This window comes from Herpetosiphon giganteus, assembly GCF_016907925.1.
GTDB classification, from domain to species: Bacteria; Chloroflexota; Chloroflexia; order Chloroflexales; family Herpetosiphonaceae; genus Herpetosiphon; species Herpetosiphon giganteus.
This window is the reverse complement of sequence record NZ_JAFBCZ010000002.1, coordinates 77,694-97,095: the sequence shown is the minus strand read 5'-3', so window position 1 is coordinate 97,095 and position 19,402 is coordinate 77,694. Positions and strand designations below refer to the sequence as shown.

The window sequence follows — 19,402 nt, the reverse complement described above, 5'->3', positions numbered from 1 at the left end:
TCACAGATTGAATTGGCTAGCTGAATGGACGATCTGTGAGCGAAATTCCCCAAATTGCGGTGGTTATTCCGGCCTTGAATGGCGAAATTAGCGCCTTGCGAGCTTCGCTGGCCCGCCAAACGTGGCAGCCAAGCCAAATCGAGGTTGCGGTTGGAGTGCGGCCCAACGGCAAAGCGCGCAATACAGCAACCGTGCGCACCAGCGCGCCCTACGTGGTGTTTATTGATGATGATGCAGTGCTGGCCAATGACGATGCGCTTGAGCAATTGGTCAAGCCGTTGCTCAGCGACCAAACGCTTGGGGTGACGGGCGCAGCCAAGCTCTTGCCACCAGATGCTTCGGCGTTTCAGCGTTGGGTCGCGCGCGAAGTCCCCAGAATTGAGCATGCTGTGGTGCAAACGCCGCTGGAGAGCAATCCCGACCCACCTTCGTTTTATTGCGAATTAACGACAACCTGCTGTGCAATGCGCCGCGCGGTGTATGACGAAGTTGGCGGCTTCAACAACGAGTTAATTCGCGGCGTGGATACCGAGTTTTTTACGCGAGTGCGGCGGGCTGGCTATCGCTTTATTTTGGTGCCAAATACATGGACGTGGCATCCAGCTCCGGCTAATTTGTGGGCTTTATTGCGCAAACATTGGTTGTATGGGCTGGGCCATGCCCAAGAGGTGCGGCGTGATCCGGCGCGTGGGCGGGGGCGGGTGCTCAAAACGCCGTTGCATGCGCTGGCCTATTGGTTGCTGCGCACGCTGATTTTGCCAATTAATATTTTCTTGCCCTACTCGTTTGCAGCGCCATCGTGGCGGCCAAGCTTCAAGCCATTGAAGGCATTAACCAGCTATGTCGGGGCCTTGGGCTATATTTGGGGATGGTATCGGGCATGAAGCAAGCAACGATTGCGCTTGATTTACGGGTGTTGGATGATCATTTTCCAGGGATTGGGCGCTTTACCTATGATCTGACCTTGGCGTTATTGCAAACGCCAATCGCCAAGCAACTGCATTTGGTTTTGCCGCACCAACCTCAAACCCAATTTGATCTGCAACCAATCTTGCGGCACTCGGCAATTTCGCGGGTGCAGCATGGCTTGTTTGGTTTGGGACAACATGGCGAGTGGCGCAGCTTGCTGCGTGAAATTAATGCCGAGCTAGCGATTTTCCCCTATTATATTCGCCCGTTGTTTCAGCCTTGCCCCAGCATCACGTTAATTTACGATACGATTTCGTGGCGCGTGCCAGCTAGTTTTAGCCGCAGCAAGCGTTGGCAAATCGCCGCCTTGCATCATCTGGCAATTCAGCAATCAGCAGCGATTGGCACGATTTCGCATTCTGCTGCTAGCGATATTGCCCAATTTTATAGCGTTAATCCCCAGCGTTTGGCCTATTTGGGCGTGGGCATTTCGGAGCAATTTCAGCCTCAGCCAGCAGCAACCATTGCGGCGCTGCGCGCCAAATATGGCTTACCAGAGCGCTATATCGTTTATGTTGCTTCCGACAAACCGCATAAACAAATCGACTTTTTGTTGCAGGCATGGCAAGCGGCCCAAACCGGCGAGGTTGGTTTGGTTCTTGGTGGGCGTTGGCGCAACCCAGCCAGCGAGCAATTGCTGGCAAATCCCAGTTTGCATGGGCGAGTTTGGCGGATTGCCGATGTGCCAGAGGCCGATTTAGCAGCCTTGTATAGCGGTGCGTTGGCGCTGGCTTTTCCTTCGTTGTATGAAGGCTTTGGCTTGCCTGCACTCGAAGCAATTGCCTGTGGCACGCCAGTGTTGGCCCAAAACAGCTCATCATTGCCAGAAGCGGTTGGCGCGGCAGGCTGTTTATTGCCAAACGAGCAAGCAGCGTGGGTCGCAGCCTTGGAGCGCATCTGCCATGATGCGGCGTGGCAACGCGATTTAGCGGCTCAAGCCAACGCTCAAGCCGCCAAATTTAGCTGGTCGCAGGTTGCCCAACGCTTAGTTAAGCTATTAGATACTCTCTAACTCGGAGATGCCCGCATTCTCGGTGCTGCGGCGCACAATTCGCCAGCCGCCATGGCGTTGCAAATAACGCAGCGTCATCCAAATAAAGGCGCGATGAGCAACCACGACCGCGCGCGTGCTTGGCGACCATTGCTCAAGCATCGTATTCCACGCTTTGATCACGCGGCGCTGCGCCACCCACCACGTTTCGCCCCACAGCGGGCGATGTGGAATCAGCTGCGAAAGATAGCCCCGAATATACATTGTGCGCAACAGCCGCACGCGCTCGCGGCGCAGCAAAAATGGCACAATCGCGCTAATCTCGTGCAATTCATTAATCGTTTGAATTGGCAGCCCAACCCGTGCCGCAATAATTTGGGCCGTATCGAAGGCCCGAATATAGGGGCTGCTATACAAACGGGTGGGATTGAATGCGGCTATTTCTTCTGCGACATTTGCCGCCTGCTCGCGACCCAAGGCAGTTAATGGTGAATGCTGGGCATGCTCCAATAACTGCCGAAAATCTTCTAGCCCAATTAAGCGTTTTAAATCAGCGGCATTTTCTGCCGATTGACCATGGCGCACCAGATAGACCCGCATGGTTCCCCCACAGGCTAAGCAACTATTCGCCAGTCGTTAATGGCGTGTATTGTTTATACATGAATGGGTCGGGAAATGCTAGTACATGAATATTGGGATCGATCATGCGCACAGTGCTGCTATTGGTTGGATAGCCATCAAAATTAAAGACATTCAAGCCGCTGGCAAACTCGCTCATGCCAACCGAGGTCATGGTTTTGTCGTCGCCTTGGCCGCCAACCATGCGAAACAAGGTCAAATCGCTGGTGCGAGTGCTGCCCAAAAGCACATTGGTGTTGGCCCGCAAACGAGTGCGCACTTGTGGCTCGCCATTTTGTTGGCCAACCGTCACATTGCCCACCACAATTCCACGAGTAAACCCAGACGTAGTTAAGAGACAATTGGCCCACGAGCTAAATTCGCCATTGCTGAAGAAGCTGCTTGAATCGTTCATGCTGGTACAGGTGCGGAAGTTGCTGCCACTCGGGAAGGCCAAAACCACCAAACTTGAGCGCGAAAGATAGGCTTGATTGCTGCCGCTACCATTGCCCAAGAAATTGATCGTATGGTTGCCAGCGGTCAAATTAAAGGTTGCAGCAATTGAGGTTGAAATATCATTGCCATCAATTTGCTCATTGTTTGGCTCTAAACTATCAACATCAACATAGCGATCGGTGCGCACATCACCGGTTGTTGCTTCGTCAACGCCCAAGCGAAATTGCAAAGCCACTTCGTTGCCAGGAATTGGCAAGGCCGAGCCATCGGCGCTGACAAAGACGGTGCTATTGCTTGGCAAATTGAAACTACAAGCTCGAACCACACTGAATGCAGGTGTTGCGCGCCAAACCCCCAGCCCAGTGTCGGTGGCGCAAACTTGAATATTGGCCGAGTTGGTGGGGAAGGCCAAAACGGTTAATTGCGCGTTATTCAAGGTCAGAGGGCCATAGCCAACAAAGCCGCCAACCAAACTCAGCGTATGCACGCCAGCGCTGGCAGTAAACACGGTGGTGCTGGCAAAAATGCTGGTTTCGCCAGTGTTGAGTTGGCCCAGCGCATAGACATTGCCCCAACGATTGCTACTTTCACGCAACACACCATCGAGGGTTAGGCCAATCCGGCCTTCGTAGGTGTTGGTTACGGCGTTGGTTTGCATGCTGAAACTGCCAGTAGCCATCACAAAAATCATGGCCGATTCGGGCACATAAATTTCACAATTGAGCGCTGGAGTATCATCGCGGACGCTGCTTTGCCAATTTTCGGCGCTTGCAGCACAGGGAACGAGCCATTCGCTGCCACCTTGCGGGGCTTGGCTGCGTAAGGGTTCGCGATTGCTGAGGCTTGGTTCGGGCCTAATTTTTGGCGATAGCGGTTGTTGCGCTTGGCTCGGCTGCACTGCCGTAGCCAACAACAAGGCCAACAAACCAAAAAGTCCTAGTGTACGAACCTGTAGCAAATGATGCACATGTTCCTCCCTTCCAAAAAAGCTAACACTGGCATCACATTGTAGATTGACCGATGAGCGCAAGGATGGTAAAGCGCACAATTTTACCAGCGCAGCAGGCCAGCAAAAATTTATACACTGGCATGCGGGCGATCCCTGCGGCTATGCCTGCAAAATCCATCAGTGGATTGGGGAGGGCTGCTAGCGCAAAAATGGCGAATGCTCCCCATCGTTCAACGTAGCCTTGAATACGGGTAAAGCGTTGTTGTTGATCAAAAACGCTGCGACCTGCGCGCCCAGCAATATAGCCGGTCACTTCGCCAATGCCAGCCCCCAACCCGCTGATAACTCCTACTAACCAGGGGTTGAGGGTGCGCCCAGCGGCCAAGGCGGTCATAAAGGCTGGCGCGGGCACAACCACGGTCGCATTGCCCAACAAGACCAGCACAAACACTCCCAGATAGCCATATTGGCCAAAATGGCGAAAATCGACCAGCAATAAGCCAATGCTGATGGCGATCATCAATCCAATTGTTAAGCTGGCGCGCAAACGGCTTGGTCGGGGCGATGTTGGCGTTGTCATTGGCTGGCTCTTTCAATTCTAGCATTCATTGTGACGATTAAGCATAGTACTATCCATTGATCAACTGCTAGTTCTTAGGTGTATTGGGCGATTTGGTTTAGCTGCTCTCATCCCCGACGCTTCTGCCAAGTATTGGGGTTTAACCAAGTTTGCATGATCACCACCCTTCCGTCCCGCCTCAAGGCGGGAAACGCAGGGGGTTTTCATCCCCTGCACCCCCTAAAGAACATGAAGTGGATGGTATGCATTGATCGATGAACCAAACATCCTGTGGTTCGCAGCACCAAAACTATGGATGAAACGCTGCACCCGCGCCGTGGCAAATTGGTTGGAATGAGCAGGAGCAACGATTCCTGTTAAGATTAATTGTTTGCTTGCAGGATGTAGACCTTTAGGACGATGACAGGTAATTTAGACTATTAAATTTATTAACTAAGCCCGATAACGGCTTGATTATACGAGTGAATTGCTGGCATGGAGCAAGGCAGGTTTGGCAAATGCTGTATTTGGAGGTTTGGATGGTTCGTTTAATGCGTTGGTTTGGCATCGTGTTGGCAGGGCTTTTAATCAGTAGTTTAGATGCCCAACCACTGGCTCACGGGCCAATTTATGCTGGCGAAGAATTGGATTATCAGCCGTCGATTATGCGGCTTGGCAACTCGAATCAGCTTGTAATTGTGTTTGAGCGTTTGAATCCGACCAATCTCAGCGGCGATTTATTGCTGAGCAGCTCAAATGATAATGGCGCAACCTGGAGCATTCCGCAGCCAATCATCGCCACGAATAGCAACGAGCGCCACCCAGCCTTGGTGCAGCATGGCGCACAAGCCTACAGTCTTTTTTATCTTTCGAATGCAACTGGCGGCTTTCGCATTCATCGAGCAACCTCAAGCGATGGCTTAACCTGGGCAGCCCAAGGGCCGCTTGAGCTTGGCTGGGCCAGCGCTGGCGAGATCAATCCAACCGTGATTGTGGCCGACGGCAAACTGACCATGACCTACCAGCGGCTGGGAAGCCCTTCGACAATCCACATTGCCCAATCAAGCGATAACGGAGCAACCTGGGATACCCAACGCACCCAAATTGCCCAAGGCCAATTGCCGCGCTTGGCATGGCGGGCCGAAGATAATCAGTATCTTGTGGCGTATCAAATTGGCAGTACCATGCTCAAAATGTATAGCAAAACCTCAAGCGATGTTTACAACTGGAGCAACCAAGCGCATCCGCTATCAATCGAGGCTAATAGCCACGATGCAATGCCGCTTGTGCTTGAAGATGGCACATTTTTCGTGAGTTATGTCAAAGCGAGCGCTGCAACAGGCTTTGATGTGATGTATCGCACCAGCAGCGATGGTCAAACGTGGTCGCCTGAAGTTGCGGTTACGAATGAACATGCTGGCGATGTCGAGCCACATGGCTTGCTAACTGAGCAGGCAGGTCGATTGCTGTTGGCATGGGGCCGCCCAGTCAGCGGCAGCGATTATAATATTTGGCTCGAACGCGATTTGGTTATTCCCGCGGATCTCAGCAATGCCCAACTCAGCGTTGATCAAACCAATTTCGACCCCGGCACAAGCCTCAACTACACGCTACAATTTACCAACACCGGCCTTGCGCCAAACACTGGTCAACTGACAATCACCCTGCCAACGGTTTGCTGCCCTGATCTTGCAGGCCAAAGTGCCAGCCATGGAACTCTCATCTATCATTCCCCCAACCAATACATATGGAAGCATCTGCTGGCAGTTGGTGAGCCAATTAGCATCAATTTGAGGCTTAATGTTGCTGATCTCAGTATGGCATCTGGTAGCGTGCTAACCACTAGTGTAATCATTCAAACTAACGATCAACAATGGCCCTTGAGCGTGAGCAGCATCGCCAATGGCGAACAGCGCATCTATCTACCATTCGTTGGGCACTAACTACGCTGTCACGGATGGCTATTGGCTAGTTGAAGTAACAACAGGATCATTCCCTCACCCCAACCTCCCGTGCGCGGGCGAGGGGCCTTCATTCTGTGGTTCTTGCCTCAATCGTGATGAAAACGGTCGGCTCCCCCTCGCTCGCGTTTTCGTGGGAGAGGGGGCTGGGGGGTGAGGGAACGCGATTGATAGTCCAATGAACCATTACAGCTAAGGGATAGCATGCTCCACGTTAATTTCATCCTTCATCCCTCATCCTTCATCCTTTCCGCCTGGGCTTTCAAAAAACGATAAAATATAGTAGGATTAGCACAACAGCGCAACGCGTCAAAACAGGCAACTTTTTAAGCTTTTGACAGCCTGCCTAGGCTCCTCTATCATAAGCATATTAATTTTTTTAGCCATTGGGCATGTGGTGTGGATGGGGTATCATGGATTCGCAGCAACAGTTCACCGCTGCCTCGCATTTGACTGCTGATAACTTGCGGAGTATTGCACGTTCAATCTCAATCAGTCAGGTGTCGCGGTTGTCGTTGCCGGAGATCGATGCCGTTGTTGACCAAATCTCGCGGGTCGTGCCAGCTGGCAACGTGCCGGGGGTTATTCTCAGCGGCATGGCCAAGCTCACAGGCCGTCGCCCTGCTGGCAACGTGATTAAACGCGATGTCAATTTGCTGTTTCGCGGCGTTGAGCAAGCGCTCGATCGAGCAGTGTTTAGCACCTTCTTTGCTGGGCCGGCTGCGGTTATTTGGGGTTATCAAAAGCTGCTCGAACTGGCAGGCAAAGATCCCCAAGATGCTTTTCCCGAAGGCACATGGCAATTTTATGTTGGCTATGCCTTGCGCGAAGATACCGCCCGCCACGCCAACGAAACCATCGGCTTCGACGAAACACTCAGCGATCATAAAATCAATTTGCCGCCGATCGACCGCATGACAGCCTGGGTTATGGCGGCAATTCACATTCTCCACAGCTACCCGGAATTGCTTGAAAATGAATGGCGCGAACGAGTTTCGTTGGCCTTGCTGCGCGACTTAACCAAGGTCAACCCTGAAACCCGCCAATTTGCCGACCTTTATAGCCAATGGGAACGCCAACGCCCCTATGGCCGCGGCCCCGATGTGCAATCGCAAGAAACTTACGCCAGCTATCGCAAACGAAAATTCGATGAATTTATGGCCGAATCGACCCGCGATTTGCCTAAAGAGCTGCGCGAACGCTGGGGCAAGCAATTTCAACGCGCCCGCGAAATCGCCCTGCCTGCCTATCAACGCCAAATGTCGTTGGCAGCCTACCTTGATCCCACCCCATATAACGAAAATATGGTGGCCTTGCCGCGCCAAAGCTGGCATATTGGCTTAATCTTGCGTGGTCACTATTATTTGATTCCTGCTTGTGCTCCCAATAGCACCCGCCCCAACGATGTGGGCAATGTGCGCAGCCAGATTGCCGCGCTGCTGGCCAGCCCCGCCAATCATGCGCCAACCTCGTTGATTCCCTTGGCAACCACCAAGCGCGCAAGTTTGCCAAGCATTTTGGGCAAGCTGCGGCCAGAAACCAGCCAACAGCTCGAAGCGCTGCGTTGTGCGCCAATTTGGTTTAACGCAGATGGCCGCCCGCGCCATTTGCCGTTGGCCGAAGTGCGCCTAACCGAACGCGCGCTTGGCGACCACGGCCTCACCTTGATCGACACAGGCTCAAGTATGGTCTTCGACCAATCGCATATTTTCTTCGATGGCGCTTGGGGTTCAGCAGTTGCCGAAATTATGACCCTCGAAGCCTTGGCTTGGGCGGTCTATTTGCGCGGCCAGCCAGCTCCAGTGGCGGGCACGGTTCGGCCATATGCACCAAATATCGAGCTGAACGACGAAGAAAAGCAGATTTTAGCCGATAGCCCCAAAATCGTGGCCGAAGCTAGTGCCGAATCAATCGGGCTTGATCTGAAGAAAATATTGGATTTGCGCAAGCTCTTCAAGCAGCGCAACGACCAAATTCGAATCACAGTTAATGATATTTTGGTGCTCTATCGCGCCATCCATGCTGTTTCCTACAAGCCAAATCCTGAGTTGCAGGCCTCGTTGCAAGAAGCTGCCAACGATCCTCAGCTCAAGCCAGCAGTGGAAGCAACAATCACGGCATTCGAGGAATCGCTCAGCAATCCAGCGATTTTAATTCCGGTTGATGGCAGCATTCCCAACCCCAGTGATCGCCTGCATCCGATGACCTTTGAAGTTCCACTCGAAGAGCTTGAGATCACCAAGTTGCACGAACGCGCGTTGAGCTTGCTCGATCAGGCTCGCCAAGAGTGGCGGGCCGAAGTGTGGGATACATTTGAAGCTACCCAAAAGCATTATTTGGCCACAATCGCTGGGTTTGGCGAGGTTTCAGCCCGCGCCAAAGATATTGCTCAATCGGGCGAAAGCACCTCGTCGGGAGCTTTGCGCTTGTTGGCGCACGTGCCAATGGCCTTGCAACGCCTGCTTGATGCGATTCCTGGCAAATTCGATGTGCTCAACGATTTGATCAAAGGCCGCGAAGTGCTTTCCAATGTTGGCGCGGTCGCCGACACCAGCTCGCTCTCGCGCTTTATCACGGCCAAAGACGATAACGAAAAGAAAACCTTGGCTTGGGGCGTAATTACCGATGCCAATGGCGTGATGCACGTTTCGCTGCGCGACTTCCGCCCGCATGTTGGCCTGTTTATCAATGCTGGGCGACGCGATTTGGCCCGCCGGATCGCCAACGATTATCTTGAAAGCTATGTCAATGGCCTCAATCGCTTTATTAGCGAATTGACCAAAATTACCCAAGGCCGCCATAGTAGACAGTAAAGAACATAGAACATAGAGCAGAGAAAATAGGGATTGGGGCAGAGAGAAAATTATGAGGGATGAAGGATGAAAGATGAAGAACACAAAGCATAAAAGATAGGATTTGGGGATCAGGGGTCGGGGGCTAGGGATCAGGGATTAGGCTAATGAAACTGATTTGAAATGCAAACCATTGCTCCGGTAGCCAAGAGCCATATCTCCTTCGTGGATCAATATTTTTAACGCAGAGGCGCAGAGAAGCGAAGGATCAAGTTAAAACCCAAAGCCCATAGCCAACAACCTATCCTTCGTGCTCTTCGTGGTCTTCGCGGTTACAATACGTTATGGCACTACAACATTAGCAATATCTCTATTACACGCTCGATCAAGCCGTTCTGCCTTTTGATTTTTGATTTTAAGCTTGGCACACTATGACTGATGATCTGCTTGGAAAACAACTCGCCAACTTTCGCATCGACCGAGTTCTAGGCCGTGGTGGCATGGGCTTGATCTACGTCGGCCACGATGTCAAGCTTGATCGGCCTGTGGCGATCAAGGTGATCGATGGGCGCTATCGTCAAGTGCCAAGCTACGCCGAGCGTTTTGTGCGCGAAGCTCGTGCCATCGCCACCTGGCGGCACGAAAATATCGTGCAAATCTACTACGCCGACGATACCGATAATCTCTATTATTTTGTGATGGAGTATATCGATGGCGTTGATCTTTCCAAAGTGCTTGCCCAATACACCAGCACCAGTAGCCTGTTGCCGCATAGCGCCGTGATGCACATTGCCCGTAGTTTGGCCAGCGCACTCGATTATGCCCACAAAAAGGGCGTTATTCACCGCGACATCAAGCCCTCAAACGTGATGGTTGCTCACGACCAACGGGTGGTGTTGATGGATTTTGGCTTGGCGCTCGATACTCAGCTTGGCTCGCAGGGCGAAGTCTTTGGCACGGCCCACTATATCGCGCCCGAACAGGCTCGCCGCTCATCAGATGCAATTCCGCAATCGGATTTGTATGCCTTGGGCGTGATTTTGTATGAATTGTTGACTGGCTCGGTGCCATTTGATGATCCATCGGCGACGAGCGTGGCCTTGCAACACCTCACCCAAGCGCCGCCAGCACCGCAAGAGAAAAACCCCAAGCTCAACGATGCGACATCAGCGGTCTTACTCAAAGCCTTGGCCAAAGCACCAGCTGAACGCTATCAAACGGGCGCAGATCTGATTGCGGCGTTAGAACAAGCCTTGGGCATCACAGGCAGTCATCAAATTACGGCGGCAGCAAATAATGTTGCGCCTGGCGTGCGCCCACCATCGCAGCCAGGAGCCTTGGGCTTTGCTACCTTCGACCCAGAAAAACCGTTGGAAGGCCAATATCTCGATGGCTATCGGGTTGAGGCCTTGCTTGGGCGCGGCGGCATGGCCAACATCTTCCGTGGAGTCGATATACGGCTCAATCGCACGGTTGCGATCAAAGTTATCGACACGCCCTTCCGCAACGACCAAAGCTACGCCGAGCGTTTCAATCGCGAAGCCCAAGCCATCGCCCAGCTCGAACATCCCAACATTGTGCGGCTCTATCACTATGGCGATTCGTATGGCCTGTTGTATATGGTGATGGAGTATATCGAAGGCCAAAATCTGCACAAAGTGATTGAGCAGGTGCGAACCAGCGCCCAAGAATGGACACCCCGCACGCTGTGCCGCATGATTCGCGAAATCTGCGCGGCGTTGGATTATGCGCATAGCAAAGGCGTAATCCATCGTGATGTCAAGCCATCGAACATTATGATCAACAAAGATGGACGGGCTATTTTGGCCGACTTTGGCTTGGCCTTGTTGACCGAAGTTGGCACGCGCGGCGAGATTTTCGGCTCGCCACATTATGTCGCGCCAGAGCAAGCAATTTCATCGGCCAAAGTTGTGCCCCAAACCGACCTCTACAGCTTGGGCGTGATTTTGTATGAGCTTTGGACGGGCCAAGTGCCGTTTGACGATGCCGATCCGCTGGCGATTGCCATGCTGCATATGGCCGAGCCGCCCAAAGCGCCGCGCTCAATCAATCCGGCAATTTCGGCTCAACTAGAGGCCGTAATTCTCAAAATGTTGGCCAAAGATCCCAGCGAGCGCTTCCCAACTGGTTTGGATTTGGCAGAAGCGTTGGAAGCTGCTTTGGGCATTTCATCAACGGGCACAGGCGAATATGTACGCAGCAAAATCACGCCGGTGCTTGACCAAGCAGTCAATAGCCCAAGCCAACCAGCGATTTCAACTCCAACCCCAGTGGTTGTGGCAAGCGAGCCAACTGCGCCCAAAACGGCTAGCCAGCCAGTTGCCAATGTGGTGCCAGCAGAATCGTTGCCAACGCCACCAACGCCTAGCAACAAGTATGAAAAAGCGCCATCGGAGCCGACTAAGCGCCGAGTGCAACCCTTACCGCCAACGCCTGCGGCAGTGGCCAAAGCGCCTGAGCCAACCAGCGCACCAACCATGCCCATGCCGCCAGCAGATAATACCATTCGCGAAGCACCAGCGCCGCGCTTATACACCAACCGCCAGCAACGCAGCCGCTGGTTGTTTATGCTGATTGGCGCAATTGTTTTAGTTACATTTCTAGTTATTCTCTGGCAATTAGTCAGCATGATTTAGGCACTATGGGCATTGGTGCTACTATTTGAGCAGAACCGCAACTAGCTGGAGTGCTCAATGTATACCAATGCCCATACCCATTTAGAACTTAGCGCCTTGGCCGAGCTTTGCCCAACTGGCCAAGAATTTGGCGCATGGCTGCAAACGATGTTAGCGCGGCGCATGCAGCTCGATAATGCTACCCTCGAACGCGGCATCCACAGCGCCATCGAACAGCTTCACCACAATCAAACCACTACGGTTGGCGATATTTCGGCCACCAGATTAAGCATCGAACCCTTGCTCAACAGCGGCTTGGCTGGCGTGGTCTACCTCGAAGTGCTTGGCTTTGATCCTGATGTGGCAAGCCAGCGGTTTAGTGCCGCCCAACGCGAAATCGACACCTTGCGACAGCGCGAAACCGCCATGAAAATTGGCCTCAGCATTCACGCGCCCTATAGTTGCGCGCCATCGCTGTTTGAGGCAGCGGCTCGTTGGTGTCAGGATGAAGCCTTGCCTTTGGCGATCCACATTGCTGAATCACCAGCAGAAGTGGCATTTTTGCAGCAGGGAATTGGCGCATTGCGCGAGCTGAATCGCCGCATTACGCCGCATATTGAGTGGCAAGCTCCCCAATGCTCACCAATTGCCTATCTCGAACAGCTTGGCGTTTTGGAAGCCCAACCTGTGTTGGTGCATGCAGTCCAAGTCGATGCTGATGATCTGGCGTTAATTGCCAAATATGATTGCGCCGTGGTGCATTGCCCACGTTCCAATCACAACCTCTTGTGTGGGCGCATGCCGCTTGAACAGATGCTAGCCCATGGAATTCGGGTTGGCTTAGGCACCGATAGCCTCACCTCGGCTCAATCGCTGGATATGCGCGATGAAATTAGCTTTGCCCAGCAATTACACGCCTACAAAGTTGAGCCTGTCCAGATCGAGCAATTAGCAATGCAAGCCGCTATCTTGAACTAAGATTGGCTACTTGACTAATCATAGAAGCTCTACGGTACTTCACAAATTGTCCTTTAGGGGGTACAGGGGGATTAAAGCCCCCTGTGTTTCCCGCCTTGAGGCGGGACGGAAGGGTGGTGATCACCAATGCTTGTTCACAACCGATCCAAATCTTAATAGATAAACCTTATAGCTGAGGGCGTGAACATTGATAGATTGCTAATGCACCACGCCAGGGCAGCATGCTAAACTCAGAGCAGAAACAGCAAGGAGCTGAGCAATGACATTTTCAACCCCAATTCATACCAACGATCAAAGTTTCGAGCGCGTGCTCAAAACTGGCTATCCCTTGATGGTCGTCTGGAGCAGCAAAACCGACCAGCACAGCCAAGCCTTGGATAAAGTACTCAATCTTTTGGCAATCCAATACGAAGGCCGCGCCCTGATCGTCAAAGTCAATCCTGAGGAAAATCCCAACTTAACCAAAGACTACAAGATTACGGCGCTGCCGAGCATAGTTTTTATGCGCCAAACCGATGAGCAAGGGCGCTGCGTCGGCGCACTGAGCAAAGAGCAATTGCAACCAGTGCTTGATGCCTTGGTCAATGGCCAAACCTTGAGCAATTTGCCAAATGCTGCCAGCACACCCATAGCATCTAGCGCTGCGGCTGGTGGCTCCACACCCGTGACATTGACCGATGCCAATTTTGAGCAGACGATTCGCAGCGGTCAAACCGTGCTAGTCGATTTTTGGGCCGCTTGGTGTGGGCCATGTCGCGCCATTGCACCCTCAATCGAAGCCCTGGCCAAAGAGTTTGCAGGCCGCGCAGTGGTTGCCAAATTGAATGTTGATGAAAACCCACGCACCGCTCAACGCTTCAACATCCAAGGCATCCCAGCCTTGCTTGTGTTCAAAGCTGGCACGGTTGTCGAACAAGTTACTGGCGCACAGCCATTGAATGCCTTACGCCAAGTTTTGGCGCGCCATGCCTAATTTTGGCTCTTGCTAGCCGCTCAATCTATCTAGTAGAATGGATTGAATTCTATGCAAAGCCAGCTTAAGTGGAGGATTATCGACCATGGGTTGGAATGACGAAGAAGACAGAACGATTTACAAAGTCGTGATCAATCATGAAGAACAATATTCGATTTGGCCAGCCGATCGCGAAAACCCATTGGGCTGGAATGATGCTGGCAAAAGTGGCACCAAAGCCGAATGTCTGGACTATATCAGAGAAGTTTGGACTGATATGCGGCCCTTGAGTTTGCGCAAAATGATGGATGAGCAAGCAAATCAAGGCTAAACAGCTACAAAAAGTCACTGCCTGACACATCAAGCGACTATCCTACAAGGGTAGTCGTTTTTTGCTGCAAGGAGCCTGTGATGAGCCACAAGTTGCCAGCATGGCACACCGAATTGCGCCGCAACCAAACCCTGCATCAATGGGGCTTTCGCTGGCATTCGCAACGCCGCTTGAGCCGCACGCCAGCCCGCAGCGATGGCTTGATCAGCGTGGGTTCATGTCCGTCGCTCACAACCCGCCATGGCCGTGCCAGCATCATCTTTGATCCAAGCCAACCCCACGATTTATGGCTTGATTTTTGTAACGATCCCGAGCAACCACATTTGCGCTGCGAACCGACGTTTGCCGCCTTGAGCCAGGTTTATCAGCGCTATTTTCAGCGCTTCAATGGCCAACCAAACAGCAATGGCATGCGGATGTTGGCGCAAGTGGTGCAATTGCGCGCGCAACTCAACACGGTTGGGCTTGACAGCATTTTAGGTGTTGGGTATCAACAATTTCAGCTTTTCTTGGGCTTGATCGACGAGGATGGAATTGTTGGCTTGGAAAATTCGCTGGTGTTTAATCCATGGCTAGACTTGCATCCCTTGGCCATAGATTCAGCCAGCGGCTGTGGCTATTCGCAATATCTCACAGCCTATTCTGGTTCGATCTTAACTATGCAGTTTAATCGCGATTACACGGATGATGATGTTGCGCTGTGTCTGGCCTGCATTGCCTATCAGCCAAGTGCTGAACAGGCGAACATCCAACGCTGGCAAATGCAAAATTCCGAATCGATTGCTGCTTGCTTGCCGCTTGATGTGCCGTTTGATGTCTTGGGCGCGTTTCAGCATGGCGCTTGGGGTTGGTGGCAAACCGCAGAAGCTGCCCAAGCCTTGGCCGCCGAAGGCGATTCCAACGCGGCGATCATCGCCAGTTTATTGGCCTAAAAAAACGCCCAATAATACCTGAACTCGACAAGCACCATGATCCTTCGCTACAAACAACTCAGGACAACACCACAGTATAAAGCCCCTCGCCCGCCGCGTGGGCGAGGGGTTGGGGTGAGGGAATGTCAAGCGCATACACTGCAAAAGTCTAAAAAAACGCCAGCGGTCGAGAAGCTATTTCTCGACCGCTGGCGTGCAATTCGTTTGGTTTAGGCCGAAAGTGGCTCAACCGGTTTGCTGCTGGTCATTTGCAATTGTTCGCCTTTGTTGAAAATAATCACGCCATTTTCAACATCGACCTCAACCACGTCGCCAGCGCTGAATTCGCCTTTGAGCAAAGCCCGTGAGAGCGGCGTTTCAACCAAGCGTTGCAAGGTGCGGCGCAATGGGCGTGCCCCATACACTGGGTTATAGCCTTCTTGCACCAACAATTCCTTGGCGGCGCTGGTCAAATGCAAGCTAATTTGCAATTCGCTCAAGCGAGCAACAACCTCATTAGCCAAGACATCGATAATTCCAGTCAATTCGGCCATTTCCAATGGCTTGAACAGAATGATCTCATCGATCCGGTTTAAGAATTCAGGGCGGAAGGTGCGTTTCAAGGCATCGTCAACCCGTTTGCGCACTTCGCCAAGGTCAATTTTGTTCTCGCGGCGGAAGCCAATCGAGCCAGCCCGAATCTCATCAGTCCCCACGTTCGAGGTCATAATGATTACGGTGTTGCGGAAATCGACGGTGCGGCCTTGCGCATCGGTCAGGCGGCCATCGTCAAGCACTTGCAACAAGGCGTTGAACACATCACCATGCGCTTTTTCAATCTCATCAAACAAAATGACTTGATATGGGCGACGGCGAATTGATTCGGTTAATTGACCGCCTTCATCGTAGCCAACATAGCCTGGAGGTGCACCAACCAAGCGCGAAACGGTATGTCGTTCTTGGTATTCAGACATATCGACGCGGGTCATGGCATCTTCATCATCAAAGAGGAAGGCTGCCAAGGCTTTGGCCAATTCGGTTTTACCAACCCCAGTTGGCCCCACAAAGATGAACGAGCCGATTGGCCGACGTGGGTCTTTGAGGCCCGAGCGGGCACGGCGAATCGCATCGGAAACCGCAGTCACAGCATCGTGTTGACCAACAACCCGCGCATGCAAACGCTCTTCCATCTCGACCAATTTAAGTTTTTCGGTTTCGAGCATACGCTGCACTGGAATCCCAGTCCAAGTCGCAACAATCGTGGCAACGTCTTCTTCATCGACCACATCGTCGAGTTGGTTGGTTTCGAGCCATTGCTGGCGCTCAAGCTGGAACTCGCTTTCCAAGGCCAAGGCTTCAGCTTTGAGAATCGCGGCGCGTTCGTAATCGCGCTGATTGCCAGCATCTTCCTCGCCACGGTGCAAATCGCGAATGGCTTGTTGCTTTTCGCGCAGCTCTTTGGGCATCGAATAAATATCAATCCGCAGCTTAGCCGAGGCTTCGTCGATCAAGTCGATCGCCTTGTCGGGCAAGAAGCGGTCGTTGATGTAGCGGTGCGAGAGATTGGCGGCGGCCTTCAAGGCAGCATCGCTAATCGTCAAATTGTGATGTTCTTCGTAGCGGCGACGCAAACCACGCAACATCTCGATCGTGGTTTCAACATCTGGCTCTTCAACATATACTGGCGAAAAACGCCGTTCTAAGGCTGCATCTTTTTCGATGTGTTTGCGATATTCGTCGGTAGTCGTCGCGCCGACAGCCTGCATCTCGCCCCGTGCCAAGGCTGGCTTGAGCATATTCGAGGCATCGATTGAGCCAGCAGCTGAGCCAGCGCCAACCACAGTGTGCAATTCATCGATAAAGACAATCACTTTGCCTTTAGCCGAGCGCACTTCGTCCATCACAGCTTTGAGCCGTTCCTCAAACTCGCCACGGAATTTTGAGCCAGCGACCATGCCAGCCAAATCGAGCGCCAAGACGCGGCGATTGCGCAAGAGTTCTGGCACATCGCCATTGGCAATACGTTGAGCGAGGCCTTCAGCGATTGCAGTTTTACCAACACCAGTTTCGCCTACCAGCACAGGGTTATTCTTGCTGCGGCGGCTCAAAATCCGAATCACGCGGGTAATTTCGCCATCGCGGCCAACCACCGGATCAAGCAAGCCTTGGGCTGCCAGCGCGGTCAGGTCGGTGCTGTATTTTTCCAGCACTTCGTAACGGCTTTCAGCAGTTGGATCATCGGCGCGTTGCGAGCCACGAATCTCCATCAAAATTGCCAACAAGCGCTCGGTATCGATGCCAAAGCTGGCAAGGATACGGGCCGAAGCACCTTCGCGTTCGCCAGCGATGGCAATCAACAAATGCTCAGTTGAGACATATTGATCGCCCATGCGCTCGGCTTCTTGCTCGGCGCGTTTGACCAAGCGTTGGGTGCGCGGCGTAACGTAGACGCTTTGCTGTGGATAACCATAATTATAAACTTTGGGCGATTTATCAAGCTCGCGTTCGACGCGGGCAATCACCGATTCAACATTGACACTAAGGCGACCCAAAACCCGCCCGGCAATCCCATCTGATTGGCGCAACAAAGCCAAGAAAATATGCTCAACATCGAGCTGCGAGTGATGCTGTTCGTGCATCAACTCTTGGGCATGTTGAAACGCTTCTTGCGCTTTTTCGGTAAATCGTTCTAACTTCATATAAAAACCCTTTGAAGGGATGAAGGATGAGGGATGAGGGATGAAACAGCTTCATCCTTTATCCTTCGTCCTTCAGCCTTTCGGTTAATCGCTATCCCGTAGAGCCATCACCAATTCGCGCTGTTTGGGAGTCAGGCTAGTTGGTAGCACTGCCTGAACTTTGACCAGCAAATCGCCGCGAGTGTTTTGGTCGCGCAGGTTGGGCAAGCCCTGGCCGCGCAAGCGAAAAACTTTGGCATTTTGGGTCTGTTCGGGCACCGTCAATGTTAATTGCTTCCCATCAGGCAATGGGACTTTTATTTTGCCACCAAGGATGAGGGTATGCCAATCGACTGCGAGATCGGTATGTAAATCGTTGCCTTTGCGCTCGAAGCGGCTATCGGGCACGAGATTGACCACCAACATCAAATCGCCACGTTTGCCTTGGTCGATGCCAGGGCTGCCTTCGCCAGCAACGCGAATGCGCGACCCTTGATCGACACCGGCGGGAATGCGCACGTTGATGGTGCGGGTGCTTGTGCCGCTTACGCCAGTACCGCCACAAGTTGGGCAAATACTGCCACGACTGGCCCCACTGCCACCGCAACTGCTACACATCTCGGGCGCTTGTAATTGAATCGTGCGTTGAGTTCCACTGAGCACTTCAGCTAAAGTAACATCAATGGCTTGCTCAACATTTTGGCCGCGTTGTGGTCGGCGATTGCCATAGACCCCGCTGGTTTGGCGGCGGCTGGCATTGCCGAACAACATCTCGAAAAAATCGGAGAACTCACCGTTGGCGAAATCGCCGCCAAAGTTGCTACCAAAACCACCTGGTTGCGAGGCGTATTGATTCCAATTAAACCCCGAACCTGTACTTTGGGCGCGTCCCCAATCGGCACCGAAGCGATCGTACTTCTCTCGCTTGTCTTTGTCCGACACTACCTCATAGGCTTCGTTGATTTCTTTGAATTTACGTTCAGCTTCAGAATCGCCGGGATTGAGGTCTGGGTGATATTGACGCGCCAATTTCCGATAGGCTTTTTTGATTTCAGCTTCGGTTGCAGTTTTTGTTACTCCAAGAATTGTGTAGTAATCCTTGTAATCCATTACAACCCCTTCTAGTGCGAGCTTCTGAACGTGAATTGATCATACGCCGCCCACCATGGCATGTCAAGATAACACAACGTTAACGGCACATTTTCTAATATCCTGTTAGCAGTTAGGCCGATTAAAACCGGCTTCCTTCAGCCTAACCCCACGCTCATCGCGCAGACGAATGGATTTTCAATGAATGCTAACCCACACATTTTAAGCTTATCGCACTATGCCTAGCATTCAACAATCGTCCTTTAGGGGGTGCAGGGGGTTAAAGCCCCCTGCGTTTCCCTCCGGCGGAGGGACGGAAGGGTGGCGAACCTTGATCGATCGAAACCCACTTCCATGTTGAAAAACCACGCTTCATGTCCATCCAATAGTACCAAGCCATGCTATGAATCGTCTAGCGTTATCAATCGAGGATCAGGCTAGTTCTTTCGGCATAAGCGGCCTAGGCCCAAATAGCCATCACAAGCAATATTGTGACCGCTAAACTATCCAACAGTTACCCTATCTACATACG

The 19,402-nt window shown here is 52.4% G+C and carries 14 protein-coding genes; 9 read left to right on the top strand and 5 right to left on the bottom strand.

Annotation, left to right across the window (positions count from 1 at the left end):
- The first annotated feature begins 35 nt into the window (after positions 1-35).
- On the top strand, positions 36-884 hold the full coding sequence (locus JOD20_RS01985) for a glycosyltransferase (protein WP_204753665.1): 849 nt from the start codon (positions 36-38) through the stop codon (positions 882-884).
- Entirely contained in the window at positions 881-1,981 is a 1,101-nt protein-coding gene (locus tag JOD20_RS01980) for a glycosyltransferase family 4 protein (protein ID WP_204753664.1), read from the top strand. Before JOD20_RS01985 ends, JOD20_RS01980 begins: the two co-directional genes overlap by 4 nt.
- On the opposite strand, the gene JOD20_RS01975 is transcribed toward JOD20_RS01980, so the two are convergent.
- From JOD20_RS01975 to JOD20_RS01965, 3 genes are read right to left on the bottom strand one after another with little or no spacing between them, the layout of a single operon-like run.
- Positions 1,967-2,560, bottom strand: coding sequence for a histidine phosphatase family protein (locus tag JOD20_RS01975; RefSeq protein ID WP_054536656.1), 594 nt, complete (start codon positions 2,558-2,560; stop codon positions 1,967-1,969). The genes JOD20_RS01980 and JOD20_RS01975 overlap by 15 nt on opposite strands.
- A 22-nt stretch (positions 2,561-2,582) precedes the next feature.
- On the bottom strand, positions 2,583-4,001 hold the full coding sequence (locus JOD20_RS01970; RefSeq protein WP_204753663.1) for a hypothetical protein: 1,419 nt from the start codon (positions 3,999-4,001) through the stop codon (positions 2,583-2,585).
- A gap of 34 nt (positions 4,002-4,035) precedes the next feature.
- On the bottom strand, positions 4,036-4,563 hold the full coding sequence (locus JOD20_RS01965) for a VTT domain-containing protein (protein ID WP_204753662.1): 528 nt from the start codon (positions 4,561-4,563) through the stop codon (positions 4,036-4,038).
- Positions 4,564-5,081: 518 nt separating this feature from the next.
- Between JOD20_RS01965 and JOD20_RS01960 the strand changes: the two genes are divergently transcribed.
- The 7 genes from JOD20_RS01960 to JOD20_RS01930 all read left to right on the top strand — a co-directional run bounded on the left by JOD20_RS01960 (position 5,082) and on the right by JOD20_RS01930 (position 15,124).
- A complete protein-coding gene (locus tag JOD20_RS01960) occupies positions 5,082-6,485 on the top strand; it encodes an exo-alpha-sialidase (protein ID WP_204753661.1) in 1,404 nt (467 codons plus the stop codon).
- 431 nt (positions 6,486-6,916) lie between these two features.
- A complete protein-coding gene (locus tag JOD20_RS01955) occupies positions 6,917-9,316 on the top strand; it encodes a hypothetical protein (protein WP_204753660.1) in 2,400 nt (799 codons plus the stop codon).
- A 410-nt stretch (positions 9,317-9,726) separates the two neighbouring features.
- Complete coding sequence (locus tag JOD20_RS01950; protein WP_204753659.1) at positions 9,727-11,952, top strand: protein kinase domain-containing protein; 2,226 nt, start codon at positions 9,727-9,729, stop codon at positions 11,950-11,952.
- A gap of 57 nt (positions 11,953-12,009) precedes the next feature.
- The gene (locus JOD20_RS01945; protein ID WP_204753658.1) at positions 12,010-12,909 is read left to right on the top strand and encodes an amidohydrolase family protein; all 900 of its coding nucleotides are present in this window, start codon (positions 12,010-12,012) and stop codon (positions 12,907-12,909) included.
- A gap of 259 nt (positions 12,910-13,168) precedes the next feature.
- Positions 13,169-13,882, top strand: coding sequence for a thioredoxin (gene trxA / locus JOD20_RS01940; RefSeq protein ID WP_239583682.1), 714 nt, complete (start codon positions 13,169-13,171; stop codon positions 13,880-13,882).
- 85 nt (positions 13,883-13,967) lie between these two features.
- Positions 13,968-14,192: an MbtH family protein gene (locus JOD20_RS01935; RefSeq protein WP_204753657.1), complete on the top strand. Its 225-nt coding sequence runs from the start codon at positions 13,968-13,970 to the stop codon at positions 14,190-14,192.
- Positions 14,193-14,272: 80 nt separating this feature from the next.
- Positions 14,273-15,124: a hypothetical protein gene (locus JOD20_RS01930; protein WP_204753656.1), complete on the top strand. Its 852-nt coding sequence runs from the start codon at positions 14,273-14,275 to the stop codon at positions 15,122-15,124.
- Positions 15,125-15,333: 209 nt separating this feature from the next.
- Here the strand turns inward: JOD20_RS01930 and JOD20_RS01925 are convergent, their stop codons facing one another.
- Positions 15,334-17,802 carry an ATP-dependent Clp protease ATP-binding subunit gene (locus JOD20_RS01925; RefSeq protein WP_204753655.1) on the bottom strand — a complete coding sequence of 823 codons (2,469 nt, stop codon included), beginning with the start codon at positions 17,800-17,802 and terminating at the stop codon, positions 15,334-15,336.
- An 84-nt stretch (positions 17,803-17,886) separates the two neighbouring features.
- Positions 17,887-18,891, bottom strand: a complete 1,005-nt coding sequence (locus JOD20_RS01920; RefSeq protein ID WP_204753654.1) for a DnaJ C-terminal domain-containing protein — start codon at positions 18,889-18,891, stop codon at positions 17,887-17,889.
- Between the last annotated feature and the right edge of the window lie 511 nt (positions 18,892-19,402).